The 22,216-nt window shown below is 69.1% G+C and carries 22 protein-coding genes and 1 tRNA gene; 12 read left to right on the top strand and 11 right to left on the bottom strand.

The features are described 5' to 3' along the window. A partial coding sequence (locus EJC49_RS16805; RefSeq protein WP_126701099.1) for a TIGR03808 family TAT-translocated repetitive protein occupies positions 1–1,252 on the top strand: 1,252 nt, incomplete at its 5' end. 18 nt (positions 1,253–1,270) lie between these two features. Here EJC49_RS16805 and EJC49_RS16810 read toward each other — a convergent pair. Next, positions 1,271–2,287 carry an asparaginase gene (locus EJC49_RS16810; RefSeq protein WP_126701100.1) on the bottom strand — a complete coding sequence of 339 codons (1,017 nt, stop codon included), beginning with the start codon at positions 2,285–2,287 and terminating at the stop codon, positions 1,271–1,273. A gap of 80 nt (positions 2,288–2,367) precedes the next feature. On the opposite strand from EJC49_RS16810, the gene EJC49_RS16815 reads away from it, so the two are divergent. Then, positions 2,368–3,117, top strand: coding sequence for a DUF3750 domain-containing protein (locus EJC49_RS16815; RefSeq protein WP_170314759.1), 750 nt, complete (start codon positions 2,368–2,370; stop codon positions 3,115–3,117). A gap of 4 nt (positions 3,118–3,121) precedes the next feature. Here EJC49_RS16815 and EJC49_RS16820 read toward each other — a convergent pair whose 3' ends face one another. The 3 genes from EJC49_RS16820 to EJC49_RS16830 form a co-directional block, all read right to left on the bottom strand. Beyond that, positions 3,122–3,634, bottom strand: coding sequence for a hypothetical protein (locus EJC49_RS16820; RefSeq protein WP_126701102.1), 513 nt, complete (start codon positions 3,632–3,634; stop codon positions 3,122–3,124). Between the two features lie 61 nt (positions 3,635–3,695). Continuing rightward, on the bottom strand, positions 3,696–4,862 hold the full coding sequence (locus EJC49_RS16825; protein ID WP_126701103.1) for an acetyl-CoA acetyltransferase: 1,167 nt from the start codon (positions 4,860–4,862) through the stop codon (positions 3,696–3,698). 153 nt (positions 4,863–5,015) lie between these two features. Continuing rightward, the gene (locus EJC49_RS16830; protein WP_126701104.1) at positions 5,016–6,311 is read right to left on the bottom strand and encodes an NAD(P)/FAD-dependent oxidoreductase; all 1,296 of its coding nucleotides are present in this window, start codon (positions 6,309–6,311) and stop codon (positions 5,016–5,018) included. A 210-nt stretch (positions 6,312–6,521) separates the two neighbouring features. Here EJC49_RS16830 and EJC49_RS25730 point away from each other — a divergent pair, with 210 nt between their 5' ends. The 5 genes from EJC49_RS25730 to betA all read left to right on the top strand — a co-directional run bounded on the left by EJC49_RS25730 (position 6,522) and on the right by betA (position 12,193). Then, positions 6,522–7,127, top strand: a complete 606-nt coding sequence (locus EJC49_RS25730) for a hypothetical protein (RefSeq protein ID WP_170314756.1) — start codon at positions 6,522–6,524, stop codon at positions 7,125–7,127. Positions 7,128–7,406: 279 nt separating this feature from the next. Continuing rightward, complete coding sequence (gene betI / locus EJC49_RS16845; RefSeq protein ID WP_126701107.1) at positions 7,407–8,000, top strand: transcriptional regulator BetI; 594 nt, start codon at positions 7,407–7,409, stop codon at positions 7,998–8,000. Beyond that, positions 7,997–9,523 carry a choline-sulfatase gene (gene betC, locus EJC49_RS16850; RefSeq protein WP_126701108.1) on the top strand — a complete coding sequence of 509 codons (1,527 nt, stop codon included), beginning with the start codon at positions 7,997–7,999 and terminating at the stop codon, positions 9,521–9,523. Before betI ends, betC begins: the two co-directional genes overlap by 4 nt. 1 nt (position 9,524) lies before the next feature. Further along, on the top strand, positions 9,525–10,514 hold the full coding sequence (locus tag EJC49_RS16855) for a threonine/serine dehydratase family protein (RefSeq protein WP_126701109.1): 990 nt from the start codon (positions 9,525–9,527) through the stop codon (positions 10,512–10,514). Positions 10,515–10,540: 26 nt separating this feature from the next. Then, entirely contained in the window at positions 10,541–12,193 is a 1,653-nt protein-coding gene (gene betA, locus EJC49_RS16860; protein WP_126701110.1) for a choline dehydrogenase, read from the top strand. A gap of 20 nt (positions 12,194–12,213) precedes the next feature. On the opposite strand, the gene EJC49_RS16865 is transcribed toward betA, so the two are convergent. Then, positions 12,214–12,510, bottom strand: coding sequence for a helix-turn-helix domain-containing protein (locus EJC49_RS16865; protein WP_126701111.1), 297 nt, complete (start codon positions 12,508–12,510; stop codon positions 12,214–12,216). A 39-nt stretch (positions 12,511–12,549) separates the two neighbouring features. Continuing rightward, on the bottom strand, positions 12,550–12,894 hold the full coding sequence (locus tag EJC49_RS16870) for a type II toxin-antitoxin system RelE/ParE family toxin (RefSeq protein ID WP_126701112.1): 345 nt from the start codon (positions 12,892–12,894) through the stop codon (positions 12,550–12,552). A 156-nt stretch (positions 12,895–13,050) separates the two neighbouring features. Here EJC49_RS16870 and EJC49_RS25735 point away from each other — a divergent pair, with 156 nt between their 5' ends. The 3 genes from EJC49_RS25735 (at position 13,051) to EJC49_RS16880 (ending at position 14,963) form a co-directional block, all read left to right on the top strand. Further along, the gene (locus EJC49_RS25735; RefSeq protein ID WP_170314757.1) at positions 13,051–13,197 is read left to right on the top strand and encodes a hypothetical protein; all 147 of its coding nucleotides are present in this window, start codon (positions 13,051–13,053) and stop codon (positions 13,195–13,197) included. A 37-nt stretch (positions 13,198–13,234) separates the two neighbouring features. Next, a complete protein-coding gene (gene betB, locus EJC49_RS16875) occupies positions 13,235–14,698 on the top strand; it encodes a betaine-aldehyde dehydrogenase (protein WP_126701113.1) in 1,464 nt (487 codons plus the stop codon). Between the two features lie 188 nt (positions 14,699–14,886). Further along, positions 14,887–14,963 (top strand) — tRNA-Pro (locus EJC49_RS16880). 216 nt (positions 14,964–15,179) lie between these two features. Here the strand turns inward: EJC49_RS16880 and EJC49_RS16885 are convergent. Genes EJC49_RS16885 through EJC49_RS16905 form a run of 5 tightly spaced genes read right to left on the bottom strand, consistent with a single transcriptional unit; the run spans position 15,180 to position 20,557 of the window. Continuing rightward, positions 15,180–16,265, bottom strand: a complete 1,086-nt coding sequence (locus EJC49_RS16885) for a Zn-dependent alcohol dehydrogenase (protein ID WP_126701114.1) — start codon at positions 16,263–16,265, stop codon at positions 15,180–15,182. Between the two features lie 44 nt (positions 16,266–16,309). After that, on the bottom strand, positions 16,310–17,281 hold the full coding sequence (locus EJC49_RS16890; RefSeq protein ID WP_126701115.1) for a sugar ABC transporter substrate-binding protein: 972 nt from the start codon (positions 17,279–17,281) through the stop codon (positions 16,310–16,312). Between the two features lie 35 nt (positions 17,282–17,316). Beyond that, positions 17,317–18,240 (bottom strand): ABC transporter permease, encoded by a 924-nt coding sequence (locus EJC49_RS16895; RefSeq protein ID WP_170314758.1) that lies wholly within the window; start codon positions 18,238–18,240, stop codon positions 17,317–17,319. Between the two features lie 53 nt (positions 18,241–18,293). Further along, positions 18,294–19,814, bottom strand: coding sequence for a sugar ABC transporter ATP-binding protein (locus EJC49_RS16900; RefSeq protein WP_126701117.1), 1,521 nt, complete (start codon positions 19,812–19,814; stop codon positions 18,294–18,296). Continuing rightward, entirely contained in the window at positions 19,811–20,557 is a 747-nt protein-coding gene (locus tag EJC49_RS16905) for an SDR family NAD(P)-dependent oxidoreductase (RefSeq protein ID WP_126701118.1), read from the bottom strand. Before EJC49_RS16905 ends, EJC49_RS16900 begins: the two co-directional genes overlap by 4 nt. Positions 20,558–20,854: 297 nt before the next feature. On the opposite strand from EJC49_RS16905, the gene EJC49_RS16910 reads away from it, so the two are divergent. Further along, complete coding sequence (locus EJC49_RS16910) at positions 20,855–21,370, top strand: (2Fe-2S)-binding protein (RefSeq protein WP_126701119.1); 516 nt, start codon at positions 20,855–20,857, stop codon at positions 21,368–21,370. Further along, the coding region (locus tag EJC49_RS16915) for an FAD binding domain-containing protein (protein WP_126701120.1) at positions 21,367–22,216 on the top strand (850 nt) is incomplete at its 3' end. The genes EJC49_RS16910 and EJC49_RS16915, both read left to right, overlap by 4 nt.

A 22,216-nucleotide genomic window follows, 5' to 3' on the forward strand; every position in this document is an offset into this window, starting at 1 on the left:
CCCGGTCGCGTTCGGCCTGCGGCCCGGCGGCTTCGACGACCAGGGCCAGGCCTTGTCCCGCCTGCTGAAGGCCGCCGCCGAGCGCGACGCGCCCGTGGCGCTGCCGGCCGGCACCTTCGTCGTCTCCAACGTCGTCCTGCCGCGCCGGCTGGTGCTGTCGGGCGTGTCCGGCGCCACCCGCCTCGTCTATGGCGGCGGCGGCCATCTCCTCGCCTGCGACGGCGCCGAGCACATCGAACTCACCGGCCTGGTGCTCGACGGCGCCGACCGCCGGCTGGCCGAGGGCGTCCAGGCGACGCTCGACCTGCGCGGCGTGGCGCGGCTGGTGGTCGACGGCTGCACCTTCATCGGCTCGGGCAGGAGCGCGGTCTCGCTCGCGGGCTGCGGCGGCCGCGTCACGCGCTCGACGATCTCCGGCGCAGCGAATGTCGGCCTCTACAGCGTCGACGCCACCGGGCTCGAGATCGCCGGCAACACAGTCACCGATTGCGGCAATGGCGGCATCCTGGTGCATCGCCGGACGCCCGGCGAGGACGGCACCATGGTCACCGGCAACCGCGTCCAGCGCATTTCGGCCCGCAATGGCGGCACCGGCCAGGTCGGCAACGGCATCAACGTCTTCCGCGCCGGCAGCGTCATGGTCTCGGGCAACCACGTGTCCGACTGCGCCTTTTCGGCCATCCGGTCGAATGGCGGCAGCAACCTCCAGGTCACGTCCAACACTTGCCTGCGCTCGGGCGAGACGGCGATCTATTCGGAATTCGCCTTCGAGGGCGCGGTGATCTCGAACAACATCGTCGATGGCGCGGCCAAGGGCATCTCCATCGTCAACTTCAACGAGGGCGGCCGGCTCGGCGTGTGCTCGGGCAATCTGGTGCGCAACCTGTCCGCAAAAGGCCCCTACGAATCGTCCGGCGCGGGCTTCGGCATCGGCATCACGGTGGAGGCCGACACCGCCGTCACCGGCAACGTCATCGAGGGCGCGCCCAGCTTTGGCATGCAGCTCGGATGGGGTTCCTTCCTGCGCAACGTCACCGCCACCGGCAACGTCATCCGCAAGGCCGGCACCGGCATCGCGGTCAGCGTCGTGGAGGGCGCGGGTGCGGCGATCATCTCCGACAACGTGATTTCGGAGACGAAGAACAGCGCCATCGTCGGCCATCGCTGGGGCAAGGCCGCGACCGGCGATCTCGCCCGGACCGGCCCTGCCGGCTTCCCGCACCTGACCGTCGAGCGCAACCACGTCGGCTGACGCAGCCTCGCAATCCGCTCAGGTCGCGACGGCCGCCAGCGCCCCGGTCGGCCTCACCTGTCCCACGGCGGCGCCGTTGCGGTTCTTCACCGCCGGGCGCGCCAGGTCGCGCAGCCGGGCCGACAGCGCATGGTCGCCGGAAAACAGGCCCGCCAGCACCTCGGCCACGATCGTTTCGGAGGCGCGCGTGCCGCCATCGTCGCATTTCACCGCCACGCCGAGCCCCAGCGACGGCAGCGCCGCGACATAGACGGCCTCGGCGCCGGTCTTGGCGAAGATGCGCCCCTCGCCGGCCTCCATCAGCGCGACATCCATCGTGCCGGTGCCCGACATGTGGAAAGGCTGCGCCATGCAGGCCGACAACAGCCGCCGCGCCGCCTTCATGCGTTCGACGCCCAGGCCGATGCCGCTGCCCATTCGTGCGAAGCCGAGCGCCAGCGCCCGCAGCGGGATGGCGTAGGTCGGGATGGCGCAGCCGTCGACGCCGACATTGCCCTCGTCGTGGATCGCGCCGGTCACCTCTTCCATCGCCCCGCGCAGCATCGCCTGGTAGCGGTGGCTGTAGTCGACATAGCCGCGATGGGCGAGGCCGAGGTGGTTGCAGGTGCACAGGAAGCCGGCATGCTTGCCCGAGCAGTTGTTGTGAAGCTGCGACGGCGCGCCGCCCGAGCGGGCCAGTTCCAGCATCGCCTCCTGGTTGCCCGGCCAGTGCGTGCCGCATTCGAGCGCGCTCTCGTCCAGCCCGGCGCGGGCCAGCATGTCGGCCGCGCCCGCGACATGCGCCGGCTCGCCCGAATGCGAGGCGCAGGCGAGCGCCAGTTCCGCGTCGCCGAGGCCGAAGGCGTCCGCCGCGCCGCTCTCCACCAGCGGCAGCGCCTGGATCGCCTTGATGCAGGAGCGCGGGAACACCGGCCGGTCGGCGTCGCCGATCTCGAACAGCGTCCCGCCTTCGGCATCGACCACGATGACCGATCCGCGATGGCGGCTTTCGACGCGGTTGCCGCGCGTCACTTCGACGAGGACGGGGTTGGCCATGGCTTCACCAAGATTTCACTGTCTCTATCCTGCGACCGCACCTATTCCCTTCGATCATGAGACGCAAAGGCTTTCCGATCCTGCGACCGCTGAAGCTCCTGACCATCCTGGTCGCGATCCTGTTCGTCGCGCCCGCCGTCGCCACCGCCGGCTGGTGGTCCTTCGTCGACCGTCCGGGCACGTGGCGCTCGGCCGACTGGTCGTCGAGCGGCATGCTGCCGGCGGCGCCCGTCACCGACGAGGCCGCCGTCTACGTGTTCGCGGCCCGCACCGGCGGGCTCAAGGGGGCGTTCTCGGTGCACAGCTGGATCGTGCTCAAGCGTCCGGGCTCGGCCCGCTACGAGCGCTACGACAAGGTGGGCTGGGGCTCGCCCATCCGCCGCGACGGCTGGGCCGCCGACGGGCGCTGGTATTCCAATCCGCCCGAGATCGTGGCCATGGCGCAAGGCGCGCGCGCCGTCGACCTGCTGCCGGCGATGGACGCCGCCATCGCGTCCTATCCCTGGTCGCACAGTGGCGACTACCGCATCTGGCCGGGGCCGAACTCCAACAGCTTCGTGGCCCATGTGCTGCGGCAGGTGCCGGCGCTCGGCGCGACGCTGCCGCCCAACGCCGCCGGGCGCGACTATGCGCCGGGCGTGGCCTCCTTCGACCTCGCGCCGGACGGCCGCGACCTGCACGTCACCCTCAACGGCCTCGCAGGCTTCGCGCTCGGCGCCCGCAGCGGTCTCGAGCTGCATTTCCTGGGGCTGGTCGCCGGCGTGGACATCGCGCGTCCGGCGGTGAAGATCCCGGCCTTCGGGCGCGTGCCGCTCTGGCCGGGATCGTAGGGCGCTACTCGGCGAAGGCTTCCGCCAGCACGCCGCGCAGCGATTCCTCGCCGTCTTCGCCATACAGCACGTCGTCGATCGTGTAGGCGCCGTCGGCGCCCTTCACGAGCACCAGGCGGTCGATCCAGTCGCCGTCCGGCTGGTCGGGGAAGCGGTACTGCACCTGCGCGATCAGCCTGTCGCCGTCGGCCGTGGTGGCGCCGGCCTCGCAGACCGGCGCGGCGTCCGGGAAACTCTGCCAGGGAATGCCGTCGCCGAGCGGCGGCTTCTCGTCCGGCGCGGTGGCCTGCAGCCGCTCGTTCTCGGCCACGGCCTTCATGATCGCCTCGGTGAGGCCGGGGCTCGACAGATAGAGCCGGCCCATGCCGTCCTCGGCACTCGACAGCACGCAGAAGGCCTGCACGTAGGGGGTTCCGATATCGTCCTGGGCGGCGGCGGCGCCGGTCAGCGCAAGGCCGGCGGCGAGGGTCAGGCAAACACTGCGTATCACGTCATCATACTCCGGAATTCTGGTCATGGCCGGCGCTGCCGGCACGGGGAATCACTGGCCCGCGGCAGCCGCGCCGGCCGCGGCGATATCACTTCACGCGTTCGAGAATCGACACGTAGTTGGCCACCGCCGCGCCGCCCATGTTGAAGATGCCGCCGATGCGGGCGTTCTTCACCTGGATGCCGCCGGCCTCGCCGGTCAGTTGCGCGGCCGTCAGCGCGTGCATCGACACGCCGGTCGCGCCGATCGGATGGCCCTTGGCCTTCAGCCCGCCCGACGGGTTGACCGGCAGCCTGCCGTCCTTGTCGGTGATGCCCTCGGCCACCACGCGGGCGCCCTGCCCGGGCCTGGCCAGTCCCATCGCCTCGTATTCGATCAGTTCGGCGATGGTGAAGCAGTCATGCGTCTCCACGAAGGACAGGTCGTCCAACGTCAGCCGCGCCTTCTCCAGCGCACGGCCCCAGGCGGTGGAGCAGCCCTCGAACAGCAGGATGTCGCGCTTCGACATCGGCAGGAAATCCTGCACGTGCTCGTTGGCGCGGAAAGCCACCGCGCGGCGCATCGACAGTGCCGTCGACATGTCGGCCAGCACGATCGCGGCCGCCCCGTCGGAGACGAGCGAGCAGTCGGTGCGCTTCAGCGGGCCGGCGACATAGGGGTTCTTCTCGCTCTCGGCCCGGCAGAACTCGTAGCCGAAATCCTTGCGCATCTGCGCATAGGGATTGTCGACGCCGTTCTTGTGGTTCTTGGCCGCGATGCGGGCGAGCGCGTCGGACTGGTCGCCGTGGCGCTGGAAATAGGCCGCCGCGATCTTGCCGAAGACGCCGGCGAAACCGGCCGGCGTGTCGCCGTCCTCGGGCAGGTAGGACGCCTTGAGCAGGTTCTTGCCGATCTCGGCGCCCGGCGTCTTCGTCATCTGCTCGGCACCGACGACGAGCACGATGCGGGCGGCGTTGGCCTCGATCGCGCGGATGCCCTGGCGCACCGCGGCCGAGCCGGTGGCGCAGGCGTTCTCCACCCGGGTCGCGGGCTTGAAACGCAGCCGGTCGTCGGCCTGCAGCACCAGGCTTGCGGTGAACTCCTGCGGCGAGAAGCCGGCGTTGAAATGCCCGAGCACGATCTCGTCGACATCGTCGGGGCCGATGCCGGCATGCTCCATCGCCTCGGTCGCCACCTTGACGATCATGCTCTCGAGCGTCTCGTCCTCGAGCTTGCCGAAGCGCGAATGCGCCCAGCCGACGATGGCAGCGGTCATGGATGTCTCTCCCTGCGGAACCTGTTTTTCGCACGATACAGGAAAGGCGACGGGCCGCACAAGGAGTTGTTCAAGGTTGAACCGATTGAAGCCCCGCACAAGGGGTGGCGCGCCCATGCACAACCGGGGCCGACGCGCGATCGACGTCGCGCATCACCCGCGCAGATCGTCCTTCTCGGTCACGAGGCGGGCACCGCGTTCGTAGGTCAGGTAGCGCCAGAACCACTGGATGGACACTTGGACCCGGTTCTGGAAGCCGACCAGCAGGTAGACGTGGACCACCACCCAGGCGAACCAGGCGAACCAGCCGCGGACCTTGAAGCGTCCCTGCTCGAACACGGCGGCATTGCGGCCGACGATGGCCGTGTTGCCGCGGCCGCGATAGCGGAAGGGCCGGAGCGGGCTGCCGTCGCGGATGTGGCGCACGAGGCTCTCGCCCAGATGGCGGCCCTGCTGCTTGGCCACCTGCGCCAGGCCCGGAACAGGCTGGCCGTCCGGTCCCGGACAGTGGGCTAGGTCGCCGAGCGCGTAGACGCCGGGCATCCCCGGCACCGCCAGCGTGTCGTCCACCAGCACGCGGCCGCCCTTGTCCGTCTCGGCGCCGAGCATGGCGGCAAGCGGCGAGGCCGCCACGCCCGCCGCCCACAGCGTGTGCCCGACGGCCTGGTCGCGGCCGGCGATGCGGATCGTGCCGGCGCGCACGTCCTCCACCGCCGTGTCCGTCAGCACCTCCACGCCGAGCCTGCGCAGACGCTGCTCGGCATAGCGGGACGCCTCGTTGGAAAAGCCGGCGAGCAGGCGCGGGCCGGCCTCGATCAGCAGGATGCGCGCGTTCTCCGGCGCGATGTTGCGAAAATCGTCGGCCAGCGTGTGGCGGCAGAGTTCGGCCAGCGACCCGGCCAGTTCCACGCCCGTCGGTCCGCCGCCGACGACGGCGGTGGTCATCAACCGCTTCTGCTCGGCGGGATCGGTCGTGCGCTCCGCCTCCTCGAAGGCGAGCAGCGCGCGGGAGCGGATGTGGTGCGCGTCGGCGAGCGTCTTCAGCCCCGCAGCATGGGCGGCCCACTCGTCATGGCCGAAATAGCTGTCAACCGCGCCGGCCGCCAGCACCAGCACCTCGTAGGCAAGCTCGCCGCCGTCGCCGAGCGAGATCCGGCGCGCCGACGCGTCGATGCCGGTGACCTCGCCGAGCAGGATCGTCACGCTCTCGTGGCCGCGCAGCACCTTGCGGATCGGCTCGGCGATGTCGGTCGCCGAAAGCCCCGCCGTCGCTACCTGGTAGAGCAGCGGCTGGAACAGATGATGGTTCTCGCGGTCGACGACGGTCACCTCGAGGCCGGCACGCCCCAGTTTTTTCGCCACCTCCAGCCCGGCAAAGCCGGCGCCGACGATGACGATCCGGGGCGCCGCGCTCGGGCCCGGCCCGCTGGTCTTCTGCTGCATGTCCATTCCGTGAATCGCCTCCTGCTCGCCCCTCTCGCAACGGGCGTTCGATCCGGAATGTTCCGACCGCGCCTCTCGGGCGCAGCGGCCGATCACGCTTCGTGACACTCGTTTTCATAAATGTGCCGGGGCCGGGGAACGCTTCGCCCGCCTCCCGGTTTTGCGGTTGTCTGCTTCCGGGCAGGCACAACCAACGAGAAGAAAGGATACCAAGCCATGAAGACCAGATTGTTGACGGCCACCGCCGCCGCACTGATTCTGTGTGCTCCCGCGTTCGCCCAGACGGCCACCACGACCGACGCCGCGAACTCCAGTGCCAGCATGTCTTCGGCGATGCCGCAGGGATGGAACGACGAGATCGGCAACGCCTTCTTCAGCGATTCGGAACTCGGCACGCTGAGGTCCGATGACGAGATCAGCGCCAACTGGAACGACCTGTCGAGCGAACAGCAGGCCCAGGTCACCACCTATTGCGCGACCATCGACACCGCTTCGGCCACCGGCCTCGGCGGCGCGACCACGCCCTCGGGCGATGCCGCTTCCAGCACGATCCCGGGCGACACCACAGCCGGCGTGACCGCGGGCGGCACGGCTTCCCCCAGCATCGAGGGTCAGCCCACCACCGGCCTGACGGGTGACACGACGGCCGGTGCGACCACCGGCACCATGGGCACCGACGCCAACGGCGGCGTGTCCACCGACACCACGGCCAGCACCACGCCGGACGGCGCCACGGGCGCGACCGGCGGCATGGATGCCGGCGCCAACGTCAACGTCGCCTCGATGCAGCGGCTGTGTGACGTGGTCGGCGCTCTCGACTGATCGCAGACAACCGCACCATGCGCGAAAGGGTCGCCTCGGCGGCCCTTTCGTCGTTTTGGCGGTCGCCTCATCCGACCGGGCGCCCGTCCTCTGCCGCTGCGCTCTGCGGTGCCCCCCGCCCGCCCGCCCCGCGCTGCCGACAGTCGCGCGCCACGCCCTTGGCCGCCACGCCCTTGGCCATGCCCGCGCACTCCTCCCTCCCACCCACGCCCCTCGGACCGGTTTTTTCTTGATTGATGCGTCAATCAAAATTAGTCTCCGCGCCAATCGGAGACCGCAATGCCCAAAATCGGAATGGAGCCCAAGCGCCGCAGGGCGCTGATCGATGCCACCATCGCCGCGATCGGCGAGCGCGGCTCCATCGACGTCACCATGTCGGAGATCGCCGGTCTCGCGGGTGTCTCGTCGGCGCTCGCGCATCATTACTTTGGCGCCAAGACCGACCTGTTGCAGGCCACCATGCGCCATCTTCTGTCGGAGCTCGGCGCGGATTGCCGCGCCGCCCTGGCGGGCGTGACCACCCCGCGCCAGCGGGTGTCGGCGGTCATCGCCGTCAACTTCTCCGAAAAGCAGTTCCGGCCCGACATCATCGCCGCCTGGCTCGCCTTCTACGTCGAGGCGCAGCGTTCGGCGGCCACTCGCCGCCTGCTCAGGGTCTATGCGCGGCGGCTTCACTCCAACCTGATGAGCGGGCTGACGGCCCTTCTCGACCGGCCTGCCGCCGCGCGCGCCGCCGAGGGCATCGCGGCCATGATCGACGGGCTCTACATCCGCCATGCGCTGAAGGACCAGCCGCCGGACGCCGCCGCCGCGATCGCGCTCGTGGAAGACTATCTCGAAACCAGACTGCAAGACGCCGGAGCCCCACGATGACGTCCAGGCCCAACATTCTCGTCATCATGGTGGACCAGCTGAACGGGACGCTGTTTCCCGACGGCCCAGCCCCCTTCCTGCACGCGCCGCATCTCAAGGCGCTGGCGGCGCGTTCGGCCCGCTTCGTCAACAACTACACCGCCTCGCCGCTCTGCGCGCCCGGGCGCGCCGCCTTCATGAGCGGGCAGCTGCCGTCGCGCACGCGGGTCTACGACAATGCGGCCGAGTTCCCCTCGTCCATCCCCACCTTCGCGCATCACCTGCGGGCGGCGGGCTATGGCACCTGCCTGTCGGGCAAGATGCATTTCGTCGGCCCCGACCAGCTGCACGGCTTCGAGGAGCGGCTGACGACCGACATCTACCCGGCCGATTTCGGCTGGACGCCGGACTACCGCAAGCCCGGCGAACGCATCGACTGGTGGTATCACAATCTCGGCTCGGTCACCGGCGCGGGCGTCGCCGAGATCTCCAACCAGATGGAGTACGACGACGAGGTCTGTTTCCTCGGCTGCCAGCGTCTCTACGAATACGCCAGGCACTCGACCGACGAGGACCGCCGCCCCTGGTGCCTCACCGTCTCCTTCACCCATCCCCACGACCCCTATGTGGCGCGGCGAAAATACTGGGACCTCTATGCGGATTGCCCGGCGCTGGAGCCGGAGGTCGGCTTCATCCCCTACGAGGAGCAGGATCCGCACTCGCAACGCCTCTACGTGGCGAGCGACTACCCGTCCTACGACATCACGCCGGAGATGGTGCGGCGGTCGCGGCAGGGCTACTTCGCCAACATCTCCTATCTCGACGACAAGGTCGGCGAACTGATCGACGTGCTCGCCCGCACCCGCATGCTCGACGACACGCTGATCCTGTTTTGCTCCGACCATGGCGACATGCTCGGCGAGCGCGGCCTGTGGTTCAAGATGTGCTTCTTCGAAGGCTCGTCGCGCGTGCCCCTGATGATCGCCGGCAAGGGCATCGCCGCCGGGCGCTTCGACGCGCCGGTCTCCAATCTCGACGTGCTGCCGACGCTCTGCGACCTCGCCGGCATCGACATGGCCGCCATCATGCCGTGGACCGACGGCATCTCGCTCGTGCCGCTTCTGTCGGGCGCCGAACGCACCGTCCCCGTCCTGATGGAATACGCCGCCGAGGGTTCGCAGGCCCCGCTGGTGGCGATCCGGGACGGGCGGTTCAAGTTCGTCCATTGCGAGATCGACCCGCCGCTTCTGTTCGATCTCGCGGCCGACCCGCTGGAACGGACCAACCTCGCCGCCGACGCGGCGCAGGCCGACACGGTGGCGCGCTACATGGGCATGGTACGCCAGCGCTGGGACATGGCCCGCTTCGACGCCGAGGTGCGCGAGAGCCAGGCGCGCCGCTGGGTGGTCTACCCCGCGCTGCGCAACGGCGCCTACTACCCCTGGGACTTCCAGCCGCTGCAAAAGGCCTCCGAGCGCTACATGCGCAATCACATGGACTTGAACGTTCTGGAGGAATCCAAGCGCTTCCCGAGGGGAGAATGACATGATCCCGTCCCTCGACCATCTGCAGCGCGCCTATGCCGTCACCCGCGAGGCCACCCAGGTCACGCCGCTGCTCGAATCCGCCGCACTGGCGAAATTGACCGGCGCGGCGCGGGTCTTCGTCAAGCCGGAGTCGCTGCAATGGGCCGGCTCGTTCAAGGCGCGCGGCGCCTACTGGCGGCTGAAGCAGCTGTCGCCGGAAGCAGCCGCGCGCGGCGTGGTCGCCTATTCGTCGGGGAATTTCGCGCAGGGGCTCGCGGCCGCCGGCGAGGCGCTCGGCATTCCCGTCACCATCGTCATGCCGGTCGACGCGCCGGCCGCCAAGCGCGAGGCCACCGCCGGATACGGCGCGCGCGTCGTGCTGACCGAGCATGGTGACCGCGCCCGCGAAGAGGTCGCGTCGGAAAAGGCCCGCGCGATCGCCGCGGACGAGGGCCTGACGCTCCTGCATCCCTTCGACGATCCCGAGATCGTCGCGGGCCAGGCGGCGGCGGGGCTCGAGGCGCTGGAACAGCTCGCGGCCAAGGGTGCGGCGGCCGACATCGTGTTCTGCTCGGTCGGCGGCGGCGGGCTGATCGGCGGCGTTGCGCTCGCCTTCCACTATCTCTCGCCCGCAACCCGCATCCTCGCGGTGGAGCCGGAAGGCTTCGACGGCATGGGGCGCTCGCTCGCCCACGGCTCGATCGAGGCGACCGCCATCGGGCCGAGCACGATCTGCGACGGGCTGATGGCGCGCCGGCCGGGCGACGCGCCGTTCGAAGCCGTGCGCGCGGCCGGCGTCGACGGCATCGCGGTCTCCGATGCCCAGGTGCGCAAGGCCATGCGGATCGCCTTCGAACGCCTCAAGCTGGTTCTCGAACCCTCCGGCGCCGCCTCGCTGGCGGCTCTGCTGTCGGGACAAGCCGACGTTGCCGGCAAGACGGTGCTCGTCATCGCCACCGGCGGCAACATCGCGCTTGCCGACTTCCTGAAGCACGTCGCCGATGCGTGACGCCCGTTCCCGCCTGGGTGCAGACCATGCCTGAAGCCGATTTCGTCATCGTGGGCGCCGGCTCCGCCGGCTGCGCGCTGGCCTACCGCCTGTCGGAGGACGGGAAGAACTCCGTCATCGTCATCGAGTATGGCGGCACCGACATCGGGCCGTTCATCCAGATGCCGTCGGCGCTGTCCTTTCCCATGAACATGAGCCTTTACGACTGGGGCCTGTCGACCGAGCCCGAGCCGCATCTCGGCGGGCGGGTGCTTGCCACGCCGCGCGGCAAGGTGATCGGCGGCTCCTCGTCGATCAACGGCATGGTCTATGTGCGCGGCCACGCCCGTGACTTCGACCACTGGGCCGAGGAAGGCGCGGCGGGCTGGGCCTATGCGAACGTGCTGCCCTACTTCAAGCGCATGGAGCACGCCCATGGCGGCGAGGAGGGCTGGCGCGGCACCGACGGGCCGCTGCACGTCAGGCGCGGCACGCGACGAAACCCGCTCTACCAGACCTTCATCGAGGCCGGACGCGAAGCCGGCTTCGAGGTCACGGACGACTACAACGGCGCCAGGCAGGAAGGCTTCGGCCCGATGGAGCAGACCATCCATCAGGGGCGCCGCTGGTCGGCCGCCAATGCCTATCTGCGCCCCGCGCTGAAGCGGCCGAACGTGCGGCTGGTCAACGGGCTCGCCCGGCGGGTGGTGATCGAGAACGGCCGCGCCGTCGGCGTCGAGATCGGCGCGCGCGGGCCGGATCAGGTCGTGCGGGCGCGGCGGGAGGTGATCCTGGCGGCCTCCTCCATCAACTCGCCGAAGCTCCTCATGCTGTCGGGCATCGGCCCGGCCGCGCATCTAAGGGACCGCGGCATCGAGGTGATCGCCGACCGGCCGGGCGTCGGCCGGAACCTGCAGGACCATCTGGAACTCTACATCCAGCAGGAGTCCCTCCAGCCGGTCACGCTCTATTCGGTGCTGAACCCCTTTTCGAAGGCGCGGATCGGCCTGCAATGGCTGCTGTTCAAGTCGGGCCTCGGCGCCACCAACCATTTCGAGGCCGCCGCCTTCGTCCGCTCCAGGGCCGGCGTCGACTATCCCGACATCCAGTACCATTTCCTGCCGGCCGCGATCCGCTACGACGGCAAGGCGGCGGCGAAGATGCACGGCTTCCAGGCCCATGTCGGGCCGATGCGCTCGAAGTCGCGCGGGGCGGTGACGCTGCGTTCGCCAGACCCGGCGGCCAAGGCCGAGATCCGCTTCAACTACATGTCGCACCCCGACGACTGGAGCGATTTCCGCCACTGCATCCGGCTGACGCGCTCGATCTTCGGCCAGAAGGCCTTCGACCCCTATCGCGGCCGCGAACTCTCGCCCGGCGCTCACGTCCAGAGCGACGACCAGCTCGACGCCTTCATCCGCGAGCATGTCGAGAGCGCCTATCACCCCTGCGGCACGTGCCGGATGGGCCGGGTCGACGATCCGGCGAGCGTCGTCGATCCGGAGTGCCGGGTGATCGGCGTCGACGGGCTGCGCGTCGCCGATTCCTCGATCTTCCCGCGCATCACCAACGGCAACCTGAACGCGCCGTCGATCATGACCGGGGAAAAGGCCGCCGACCACGTCCTCGGCCGCACGCCGCTGCCGCCGTCGAACCTCGAACCGTGGATAAACCCGCGCTGGCAGGTCAGCGACCGGTGAGGGGCGCGCGCCATCCGAGTTCAGGGATCGACGATCTCGATCCTGAGACGCTTGCCGACCGCCCGCGCGGCACGCTCCAGCGAAGCCAGCGACACGGCCACGTTGGTCGGATCGAGGATCCGGTCGACCTGCGAGCGGCTGGTCCCGAGCCGGTTCGCGATCTCGGACTTGGACAAGCCGGCCCCCTTGCGCGCGGTCTCGATCTGCCAGGCAATCACGCGCTTCAGGGCCTCGCCGTAAACCTCTTCCCTTTCGCCGAGGCCTTCGAGCACATCCTCCAGCGTCTCGCCGACCGTCGATTTACCCAGGTCAGTCATGGTCGTACTCCAATTGAGAGGCCTGTTTCCGACGTCGCGTCACGCCTTGCCACGACGGTGCGCGTTTGCGCGGGCCACCGCGAGATCGATGTCATCCTTCTGGCGGTCCTTGCCCACCGCACCATGCAGCAGCAGCAGAACCTCGCCGTCGATCAGGACGTAGGTCCGGGCCTCGACGCGACCCGACCTGATCGTCGATCGGACCTCGTGAACCCCGTCCCGCAGCGCCCGGCAGACCGGCATTCCGATCGGCCAACCATACTCCACCGTCGCGATGTCCTTACCGATGATCCTCCTGTCGGCCGGCTCCAGATCGAGCAGCCATTCGCGCACCGGCTCTCGTCCCGAACCCTGCCTGAAGAATCGCGCGACAATCCGCTTCATTCGACCGAATTGTACCACAGAAGGTACCTTCCTGCAATGAACGCCCTTCTCCCGAGGACCGCCGTGAAACGGCGCCGGACGAGCGCCTGCCCACGCCTCCTTCCGCAAGTCGCCTTGGCGCGGTAAGAGCGGGACCCAACAGGTCGGAGACCATCCATGCAGAACAACAGACTCTATCTCATCATCGGCGCGCTCGCCGTGGCCGTCATCGCCCTCGGCTTCTACGTCCTGCGCGAGGAGACCAAGCCGTCGGGCGTCGAGATCCGGATCGACGAGCGCGGCCTGAGCGTCGAACAGAACTGAGCCGAACGCGCGTCATCCGCGCCCAGGGAGACCGATCATGAACGCCCAGCCCAAAGCCTCGCACTACATCAACGGCCGCTTCGTCGAGGACGAGGGCGGGCAGCCGATGGAGGTGATCTACCCGGCCACCGGCGAGGTGATCGCGCGCATCCATGCCGCGACCCCCAACATCGTCGAGCTCGCGGTCGAGGCGGCGCGCGCGGCGCAGGGGGCCTGGGCGCGGCTGAAGCCGGTCGAGCGCGGCCGCATCCTGCGCCGCGCCTCCGATCTGCTGCGCGAACGCAACGCCGAGCTGGCGCGGCTGGAGACGCTCGACACCGGCAAGGCGATCCAGGAAACGCTGGTCGCCGACCCGGCATCGGCGGCCGACGCGCTGGAGTTCTTCGGCGGCGCGGTCGCGTCGGTCACCGGCGATTACGTCGATCTCGGCGGCCCCTTCGCCTATACCCGCCGCGAAGCGCTCGGAGTCTGCATCGGCATCGGCGCCTGGAACTATCCCATCCAGGGCGCGGCGTGGAAATCCGCGCCGGCGCTCGCCATGGGCAACGCCATGGTGTTCAAGCCGTCGGAAAACACGCCGCTCTCGGCGCTGGCGCTGGCCGAGATCTACACCGAGGCCGGCCTGCCCGACGGACTGTTCAACGTCGTCCAGGGTTTTGGCGAGGTCGGCGCCGCGCTCGCCTCGCACCCAATCGTGGCGAAGGTCTCGCTCACCGGCTCTGTACCCACGGGCCGCAAGGTGCTGGCGCTCGCCGGCTCGCACATGAAGCAGGCGACCATGGAGCTCGGCGGCAAGTCGCCGCTGATCATCTTCGACGATGCCGATATCGAGAACGCCGTCGGCGGCGCGCTGCTCGCCAATTTCTATTCGACCGGCCAGGTTTGTTCCAACGGCACCCGCGTCTTCGTCCAGGACGGCATCCGAGAGTGCTTCCTCGACCGGCTCGTCACCCGCGCCAAGGCCATCCGCATCGGAGATCCCCTCGATCCGGACACCCAGATGGGACCGCTCATCAATGCCCAGCAGCACGAGAAGGTGATGGGCTACATCGAAATCGGCAAGGCCGAGGGCGCCACGCTCGCCTGCGGCGGCGGCGTGCCGCGCCTGCAGGGGCTGGAGGGCGGCTTCTTCGTCGAGCCGACCATCTTCACCGACGTCGTCGACGACATGCGCATCGCCCGCGAGGAGATCTTCGGGCCGGTGATGAGCGTGCTTGCCTTCTCCACAGAGGAGGAGGCCATCGAGCGCGCGAACGACACCGAGTTCGGCCTGTCGGCCGGCATCTTCACCCGCGACCTGCCGCGCGCCCACCGCGTCATCGCCGAATTGCAGGCCGGCACCTGCTGGATCAACCACTACAATCTGTCGCCTGCCGAAATTCCCTTCGGCGGCGTCAAGCAGTCGGGCATCGGCCGCGAAAACTCGCTCGCCGCCCTGCATCACTATTCGCAGCTGAAGACCGTCTACGTCGAGACCGGCAACGTCGACAGCCCCTACTGAGCGGGCGCGGCGGCGGCTTGCCGGCGCTTCGGGCCGCCCGGCTGCATCGCCGGATCGCCCGGATCGCCGTCCGCCGGGCGCATCGGGGGGGGGCCGATCCGGCGTCGCCGCCGAAGACATGGCGAAAATCTCGGTCGTCGCGCTTGCAGGATCGGCGGGCGAGCGCTATAGACCGCCCCGACTGGTCACGGAGTGTAGCGCAGCCTGGTAGCGCACATCGTTCGGGACGATGGGGTCGCAGGTTCGAATCCTGCCACTCCGACCAGATTTCCCTTTCCCGATCAAGAACTTGCAGCCCCGACCCGGCATCGGGCGGGCGTCGCGCGCCTCGCGCCGGCCGTTCGCCGGCTTTCCGGGGTGATCGCAACCATCCGGATGAACGTCGACCACCCCGCCACCGTTCGGTCGCGGGGTGCCTGGCACCGGCGAAAGACATGGGGTTCCGGCCGCGCGGGCTCTCGCCCGCCCGCCGGCCGGCCGGTCAGAACATCGCCACCGAGCGGGTGATGCCGTCGCCCGTGTCGAGCGCGACCATGGCGTCGTCGACCTCGTCGAGCGTGATGCGGGCCGTGATCATTTCGGAGATCTTGAGCCGGCCGTCCTGCCACATCTTCAGGTATCGGGGGATGTCGATGCGGAAGCGGTTCGAGCCCATCGACGACCCGCGCAGCCGGCGGTCGAAGGTCAGCATGGTGGAATCGACGCTGATCTTGTCGCCCATCGGCAAGAGGCCGACGATCGTCGCGGTGGCGCCCGGCTTGAGGACGTTGAACGCCGCCTGCGCGGTCACGGTCAGGCCGACGGCCTCGAAGGCATGATCGACGCCGCCCTTCGTCATCTCGACGACGCGCTCCACCACCGTCTCGTCGGACACCACGACGTCGGTCGCGCCATAGGCCTGCGCGGCCTGGGCCTTCGCAGGCGAGCGGTCGATGGCGATGATGCGGCTGGCGCCCGCCAGATAAGCGCCCTGGATGATGTTGAGCCCCACGCCGCCACAGCCGAACACGGCGACCGTCTCGCCGGGACGCACCTCGGCGGTGTTGAACACCGCGCCGACGCCCGTGGTGACGGCGCAGCCGACGACGGCGGCGACGTCGAGCGGGATCTCCGGGTCGATCTTCACCAGCGCGCGCTCGTGCACCAGCATCATCTCCGCGAAACCGGAGAGGTTGACGAATTGCGACACCGGCTTGCCGCGCCGCGAAAGCCGCGGCTTGCCGCCCTCGGGCCGGTTGAGGCCGCCGCCATTGCATATGTACATGCGGCCCGAGAGGCAATACTCGCATTCGCCGCAGAACGGGGTCAGGCAGCCGACGACGTGATCGCCGGGCTTCAGGTAGCTGACCTGCGACCCGACCTTCTCGACGACGCCCGCGCATTCGTGGCCCAGCACGAGCGGCAGGGGAAAGGATGTCCATTTCCCCTGCCGGAAGTGGAGGTCGCTGTGGCACACGCCGCAGGCACAGGTCCGCACGAGCACCTCATGCTCCTGGGGAAGATCGACGTCGAGGTCGTCGACGACCTCCTGGGCGACGCCGATCCCGCTGAGAAGAAGTGCTCGCATGTCTCTCTCCCTGTGCCTGTCGTCGTGCGATCCGGTCGCCGTGCCTACTGCAGACCGGGGTACTCGACCCGCTGGTCGTAGGGCTTCCAGTCGGCGACGTTGTCCTTGGTCCAGGTGGCGACGTCGGAGATCTGGATGACCTCGGTCGTTTCGGGCGCGGGCGTCTTGCCTTCCAGGATGTCGGCGATGCGGCCGGCCAGCACCATGCCGCCATCGGTCGGCATCATGTCCCAGCTCGCCGAAATGACGCCCTGCTTGATGCCGTCGAGGCCCTGGTTCTCGCCGTTCAGCCCGGTGATGATGACGTCGCGGCCGGACGACTTGGCCGCGAGGCCGGCGCCGAGCGCGATGCCGTCGTTCATCGACCAGATGGCCTTCAGGTCGGGGAAGCGCGTCAACAGGTTCTCGGCCAGCGGACGGCCGGTGGCCGCGTCGTCGGGGATCGCGCGCTCGATCGCGACGATGTTCAGCTCGGGGCACTTCTCCTTGATCGTGTCCTTGAACCCGTCCCAGCGCGGCGTCAGCACCGGAATCTCGATCGCCTCGATCAGCGCGATGTCGCCTGTGCCGCCGGTCACCTCGCACATGTACTCGCCCGACTTCACGCCGAGTTCGCGCGACGGCATGTTCACCTGGACTAGCGTCTTGTCGAAGCCCGGCGTCCCGCCGATCGAGAAGATCTTCACGCCCGCGGCGTCGGCGCGCATGAGCGGGCCGAGCACCGCGTTCGGGTCGCCGGCGATGTCCATGGCGATGGCCGCCACGCCCTCGTCGACGAACTGGTCGATGTGGGCGACCTGCTTGTTGATGTCGAGCTGGGCGTCGAGGAACTTGTAGGCGATGCCGCGCGCCTTGAGCCCGGCGGCGACCGATTCATACTGCGCCCGCGCGGCCTCGATCGCGTAGTTGGCGCCGATGATGCCGACCACGGGCTTGCCGTCCTGGGCGTTGGCGAGGCCGGTGAAGGCGGCGGTGGCGGCCGCGCCGGCAAGCAGGAGGTGTTTCAGGTTCGTCATGACATAGTCCCCTTTTGGTTTTCAGGATGCTTCAGTCATCGACTGCGGAAGCGGTCGAGGGCGATGGCGGCGACGAGAACGACGCCGGTTGCGATGCCCTGCCAGTACGACGGCACGCCCGCGAGCGTGATGCCGTTGGCGAGGATGCCGAGGAACAGGACGCCGATCGCCGTTCCGGCGATGGTGCCGCTGCCACCCGCGAAGCTCGCGCCGCCGAGCAGCACGGCGGCGGCGGCCGACAGTTCGAGGCCGAGCGCGCCGCTGACCGGCTGCGAGGAGGTCAGGCGACCCGTCAGCATGACGGCCGCTATTCCCGCGGTGAGGGCGGCGATCGCATAGACCGAGAACCGGACCGCCTTGACGTTGACGCCCGACAGCCGCGCCGCGACCTCGTTGCCGCCGACGGCGTAGACGCTGCGGCCGAAGCGCGTCCAGCGCATGACCACGTAGCCGACGATGCCGACGAGGATGGCGATCACGACCGGCATGGGAAATCCCGCCACGAAACCGTCGCCCAGCCACTGCACCGGCTCGTGCGCGATGGTGGACTTCGTCACCCCGTTCGAGAGCACCAGCGCAGCGCCGCGCAGCAGCTGCAGCATCCCCAGCGTGACGACGAAGAAGTTCAGCCCGCCATAGGCGATCAGCCCGCCGTTGATCAGCGCGCCCAGGAAGGTACAGGCCATGATGGTCAGCAGGATCGCCGGCCAGGCCGGCACCCCCGCTTCCAGCATCGAGGCCAGGAACACCCCGCCCAGCGCCACCATCGAGCCGACCGACAGGTCGAGCCCCTGGCTGACGATGACGAAGGTCAGCCCGACGGCCACGACGAACAGCACCGCGTTGGTGCGCAGGATGTTCATGATGTTGGAATAGCGAAGGAAATTGTCCTGCGTCAGCGACAGGACGAGGATCAGCACCACCAGGGCCGCGCCAACGCCGAGATAGCGACGGACCATGGTCCCCATCCGCGCGCTCGCGCCGGGCGCCCCTTGTCCACTTGGGTTCACCGTCATGCGACAACCGTTCCTTGCGATGGCGTTTCCAGTTCGTGGGCGCCGGCGGCCCAGTAGGCGATGCCTTCCTCGGTCGCCTCTTCCGCGTCGAACTCGGCGACGATGCGCCCCTGGTAGAGGACGCAGATGCGGTGGCAGACGCCGAGCAGTTCCTGCAGTTCGGACGAGGCGATCAGCATTCCCATCCCCTCCCCCACGAGCTTGGAGATCTGGGCGTAGATGTCTTCCTTGGCGCCGACGTCGATGCCCCGGGTGGGCTCGTCCAGCAGCAGAACCTTCGGCCGCGTCGCCAGCTCGCGGGCAATCACCACCTTCTGCTGGTTGCCGCCGGACAGTTCGCTGACGCGCTGGCCCGGGTCGGTGGCCTTGATCTTGAGGCCTTTCGAGCCGTCGGCGAAGGCCTGCCGGTCGAAGCTCCCGCCCAGGAAAGCCATCGGCCCGCGCAGGTTCATGCGCGACAGCGCCGCGTTGCGCTGGATCGACCAGCCCATGACCAGACCTTCCGCCTTGCGGTCCTCGGGAACGTAGCCGATGCCGGCCCGGTGCGCATGGGCCGGCGAGCGCGGGTCCACCCGCTTGCCATCGACGAGAATGGCGCCCGATTTGGCGGCCTTCACGCCGGTGACCGTGCGCATCAGGGCGCTGCGGCCGCTGCCGACCAGCCCGGCGAGGCCCACCACTTCGCCGGCGCGCACCGTCAGCGTCACGTCGCGCAGATAGCCGCGCGACACGTCCCGCAGTTCGAGCAGCGCCCGGCCCGGGCGGGCCGGCGCCCGGTGCCAGTAGGACTTGAGGTCGCGACCGACCATCATCGCCACCAGCCCGCGCTCGTCGGTCTCGGCGATCGGCGTCGTGCCGATGAAGTGGCCGTCGCGCAGCACGGTCGCGCGGTCGGCCAGTTGCATCACCTCCGTCATGCGGTGCGACACGAAGGCGATGGCCACGCCCTTCGCCCGCAGCGATCGCAGCAGGCGAAACAGGATGGCGGCATCGGCCTCGTCCAGCGAACTCGTCGCCTCGTCGAGCAGCAGGATTCTCGGCTCGTCGACGAGGCCCTTGGCGATCTCGATCATCTGGCGCCGGCCGATCGAAAGCTCGGCGACCTTCGTGCGGACATCGACGTCGATGTCGAGCATGTTCAGCACCGCTTGCGCGCGGGCGTTGATCCGCCGCCAGTTGAGAAACCCGCCCGTGGCCGGCAGCCGGCCCATGAGGATGTTCTCGGCGATCGTCAGGGTCGGGGCGAGCTGCGGCTCCTGGTGCACGATGGCGATGCCCGCCGCCCGCGCCTCGACCGGGTCGAGCGCGCCGAAGCTCTTGCCGTCGAAACCGATGCTTCCCGAATCGGGGCGCTGCGCGCCGGACAGGATGGCGAGCAGCGTCGACTTGCCGGAGCCGTTCTCGCCCATCACGGCGTGGATCTCGCCGGCATGGAGCGACAGACGCGCATCGTGCAACGCGACCGCGCCGCCGAAGGCCTTGTGGATCCCGGTCGCCTGGAGGACCGCGGCGCTCATGACTTCTGGATGCCGCCGTCGAGGCTGATGATCTGCCCGGTCATGAAGTCCGATCCGGGTCCGGCGAGGAACAGCGCGAGCGGCCCGATCTCGGCGGGGTCGCCGACGCGGGCGAGCGGCGTCTCGGCGGTAATCGCCGTCATGATCTCCGGCACCGAGAGCAGATGCGAATTGATGTCCGTGGAAAAGGCGCCCGGGGCGATGGCGTTGACGGTGAGCGTCGGCGCCCATTCCCAGGCGAGCGTCTTCACCATGGCGTTGATCGCGCCCTTGCTGGCGGCGTAGGCCACCCAGTTGGCGCTGCCGCGAATGCCGATGTCGGAGGAAATCGCCAGAAGCTTGCCGGAGCCTCGCCGGCGCATGCGCGAACCGAAGGATCGCATGGTCGCGAAGGTTCCGAGCACGTTGGCCTCGATGACGCGCATGAAATCGGCGTCCGTGGTCTCGATCGCGGGCTTGACGAGGCTGATGCCGGCATTGGCGATCACCACGTCGACCGGCCCCGCCGACCAGACGTTTTCGGCGAAGCGTTCGACGTCGGCCGTTTCGGTGACGTCGAGCGCATGGGCCTCGACCCGGCCGCCGGCCGCCTCGATCTGGGCGACCGTCGCGGCCATCGCGTCACGATCCCGCCCGGTGATCACGACCTCCATGCCCGCCGCCGCCAATGCGGCCGCCATGGCCCGGCCAAGCCCCCTGCTGGCGCCCGTGACGACGGCTTTGCGTCCTCGAAATCCGTCCACCGATGTTCCCCTGTGCCAAACGGCCCTGCATTGGAGCCATTTTTGACCGTATCTTTGTGCACAATGATAGATAGGTTGTCCGCATCTTGTCAATGGGCGTGGTTGGCGGCGACTGCCGGCATCCCGAAGCGACGATCCTTTAACCTTCTATTTTATATACGTTTTATCGCACTCGCGACATTCATCATTCTGAAACACAGCCGAAAGATATGCTCTTGCGGCGGACAATTGGCCTGATAAAGTCCAGACAACCTGTATTCAAAACACGGGCTTCAACGCTCTTCGAGGAGTTTTGCGATGCGTCCGGCCGGCTTCTCTCCCGCACCCGACGAGGCCAGGACCGAGGTCGACCTCGCGCTGTCGGTCAACGGTGCCACCCATCGCGCGCAAATCGAGGCGCGAGAGACGCTGCTCGACGTGCTGCGCGAACGTCTCGGCCTGTTCGGCACCAAGAAGGGCTGCGACCACGGCCAGTGCGGCGCCTGCACGGTCCTGGTCGACGGCCGGCGCGTCCTGTCCTGCCTCACGCTGGCCGCACAGGCCCAGGGTCGCGCGGTCGCAACCATCGAAGGCATGGCCGGGCACCCGGTCGGCCGGCTCGTCCAGCAGGCCTTCGTCGCGGACGACGCCTTGCAGTGCGGCTACTGCACCCCCGGCCAGATCGTCTCGGCCACCGCGAGCATCCTCGAGGGCGAAGCGACGTCGGACGAGGCCATCCGGGAGGCGATGTCGGGCAATCTGTGCCGCTGCGGTGCCTATGCGGGCATCGTCGCGGCGGTCCGTTCGGCGGCGGCGAAGGTGGAACGTCGATGAACCGCCTGGCCTACATGCGGGTCGGCTCGCTGGCGGAAGCCCGGCAGGCGCTCGCCCTGCCGGGGTCGATCGCGCTCGCCGGAGGCACCACGGTCACCGATCTCGCAAAGCTCGACGTGCTCATGCCCGATCGCCTGGTCGACATCATGGGCATCCCCGGTCTCGACGGCATCGCCGTGGAGGCCGGGCGCCTGCGGATCGGCGCCCTGGCGCGCATGGCGGACGTCGCGCGGCATGGCGAGGTGCGCCGGCTGGCGCCCGCCATCGCCGCGTCGCTCGAATGCGCCGCCTCCGCCCAGATCCGCAACATGGCGACGATGGCCGGCAACATCCTGCAGCGCACGCGCTGCGCCTATTTCCGCGACCCCGCATCCTATCCCGCCTGCAACCGCCGGACGCCGGGGTCCGGTTGCGCGGCGATCGGCGGCGTCACCCACAATCATGCGATCCTCGGCGTGACCGATGCCTGCATGGCGAGCTATCCGGGGGATCTCGCCATCGTCCTGGCGGCGCTCGACGCCGTCGTGCACACCGACGCGCGCGACATCGCCATCGGCGACCTGTTCGCCGAGCCGGGTTCGGGCACGGAGACGATCCTGGCGGCCGGCGAGATCGTCACCGCCGTCTCGGTCGCCGCCGATGCCGGCGCGGCGCGGTCGAGCTACCTCAAGGTGCGCGACCGCCAGTCCTACGAGTTCGCGGCGGTGAGCGTCGCCCTCGCGGTCGACCTGACACGGGACCAGCCCGACATCCGCGTCGCGGTCGGCGGTGTTGCGACCAGGCCCTGGCGGCTGCCGGCGGTCGAGGCAGCCCTTCGCGCCGGGCCGCCCAGCCGCGAGCGCCTTG

Origin of the sequence: Aquibium carbonis (assembly GCF_003970795.1) — a bacterium.
GTDB lineage: Bacteria > Pseudomonadota > Alphaproteobacteria > Rhizobiales > Rhizobiaceae > Aquibium > Aquibium carbonis.

Bases quoted from the DNA above. Each gene is read 5' to 3' on its own strand.
- EJC49_RS16810 (WP_126701100.1), bottom strand. From the start codon at position 2,287: ATGGCCAACCCCGTCCTCGTCGAAGTGACGCGCGGCAACCGCGTCGAA.
- EJC49_RS16820 (WP_126701102.1), bottom strand. From the start codon at position 3,634: ATGACCAGAATTCCGGAGTATGATGACGTGATACGCAGTGTTTGCCTG.
- EJC49_RS16825 (WP_126701103.1), bottom strand. From the start codon at position 4,862: ATGACCGCTGCCATCGTCGGCTGGGCGCATTCGCGCTTCGGCAAGCTC.
- EJC49_RS16830 (WP_126701104.1), bottom strand. From the start codon at position 6,311: ATGGACATGCAGCAGAAGACCAGCGGGCCGGGCCCGAGCGCGGCGCCC.
- EJC49_RS25730 (WP_170314756.1), top strand. From the start codon at position 6,522: ATGAAGACCAGATTGTTGACGGCCACCGCCGCCGCACTGATTCTGTGT.
- betI (WP_126701107.1), top strand. From the start codon at position 7,407: ATGCCCAAAATCGGAATGGAGCCCAAGCGCCGCAGGGCGCTGATCGAT.
- betC (WP_126701108.1), top strand. From the start codon at position 7,997: ATGACGTCCAGGCCCAACATTCTCGTCATCATGGTGGACCAGCTGAAC.
- EJC49_RS16855 (WP_126701109.1), top strand. From the start codon at position 9,525: ATGATCCCGTCCCTCGACCATCTGCAGCGCGCCTATGCCGTCACCCGC.
- betA (WP_126701110.1), top strand. From the start codon at position 10,541: ATGCCTGAAGCCGATTTCGTCATCGTGGGCGCCGGCTCCGCCGGCTGC.
- EJC49_RS16865 (WP_126701111.1), bottom strand. From the start codon at position 12,510: ATGACTGACCTGGGTAAATCGACGGTCGGCGAGACGCTGGAGGATGTG.
- EJC49_RS16870 (WP_126701112.1), bottom strand. From the start codon at position 12,894: ATGAAGCGGATTGTCGCGCGATTCTTCAGGCAGGGTTCGGGACGAGAG.
- EJC49_RS25735 (WP_170314757.1), top strand. From the start codon at position 13,051: ATGCAGAACAACAGACTCTATCTCATCATCGGCGCGCTCGCCGTGGCC.
- betB (WP_126701113.1), top strand. From the start codon at position 13,235: ATGAACGCCCAGCCCAAAGCCTCGCACTACATCAACGGCCGCTTCGTC.
- EJC49_RS16885 (WP_126701114.1), bottom strand. From the start codon at position 16,265: ATGCGAGCACTTCTTCTCAGCGGGATCGGCGTCGCCCAGGAGGTCGTC.
- EJC49_RS16890 (WP_126701115.1), bottom strand. From the start codon at position 17,281: ATGACGAACCTGAAACACCTCCTGCTTGCCGGCGCGGCCGCCACCGCC.
- EJC49_RS16895 (WP_170314758.1), bottom strand. From the start codon at position 18,240: ATGGTCCGTCGCTATCTCGGCGTTGGCGCGGCCCTGGTGGTGCTGATC.
- EJC49_RS16900 (WP_126701117.1), bottom strand. From the start codon at position 19,814: ATGAGCGCCGCGGTCCTCCAGGCGACCGGGATCCACAAGGCCTTCGGC.
- EJC49_RS16910 (WP_126701119.1), top strand. From the start codon at position 20,855: ATGCGTCCGGCCGGCTTCTCTCCCGCACCCGACGAGGCCAGGACCGAG.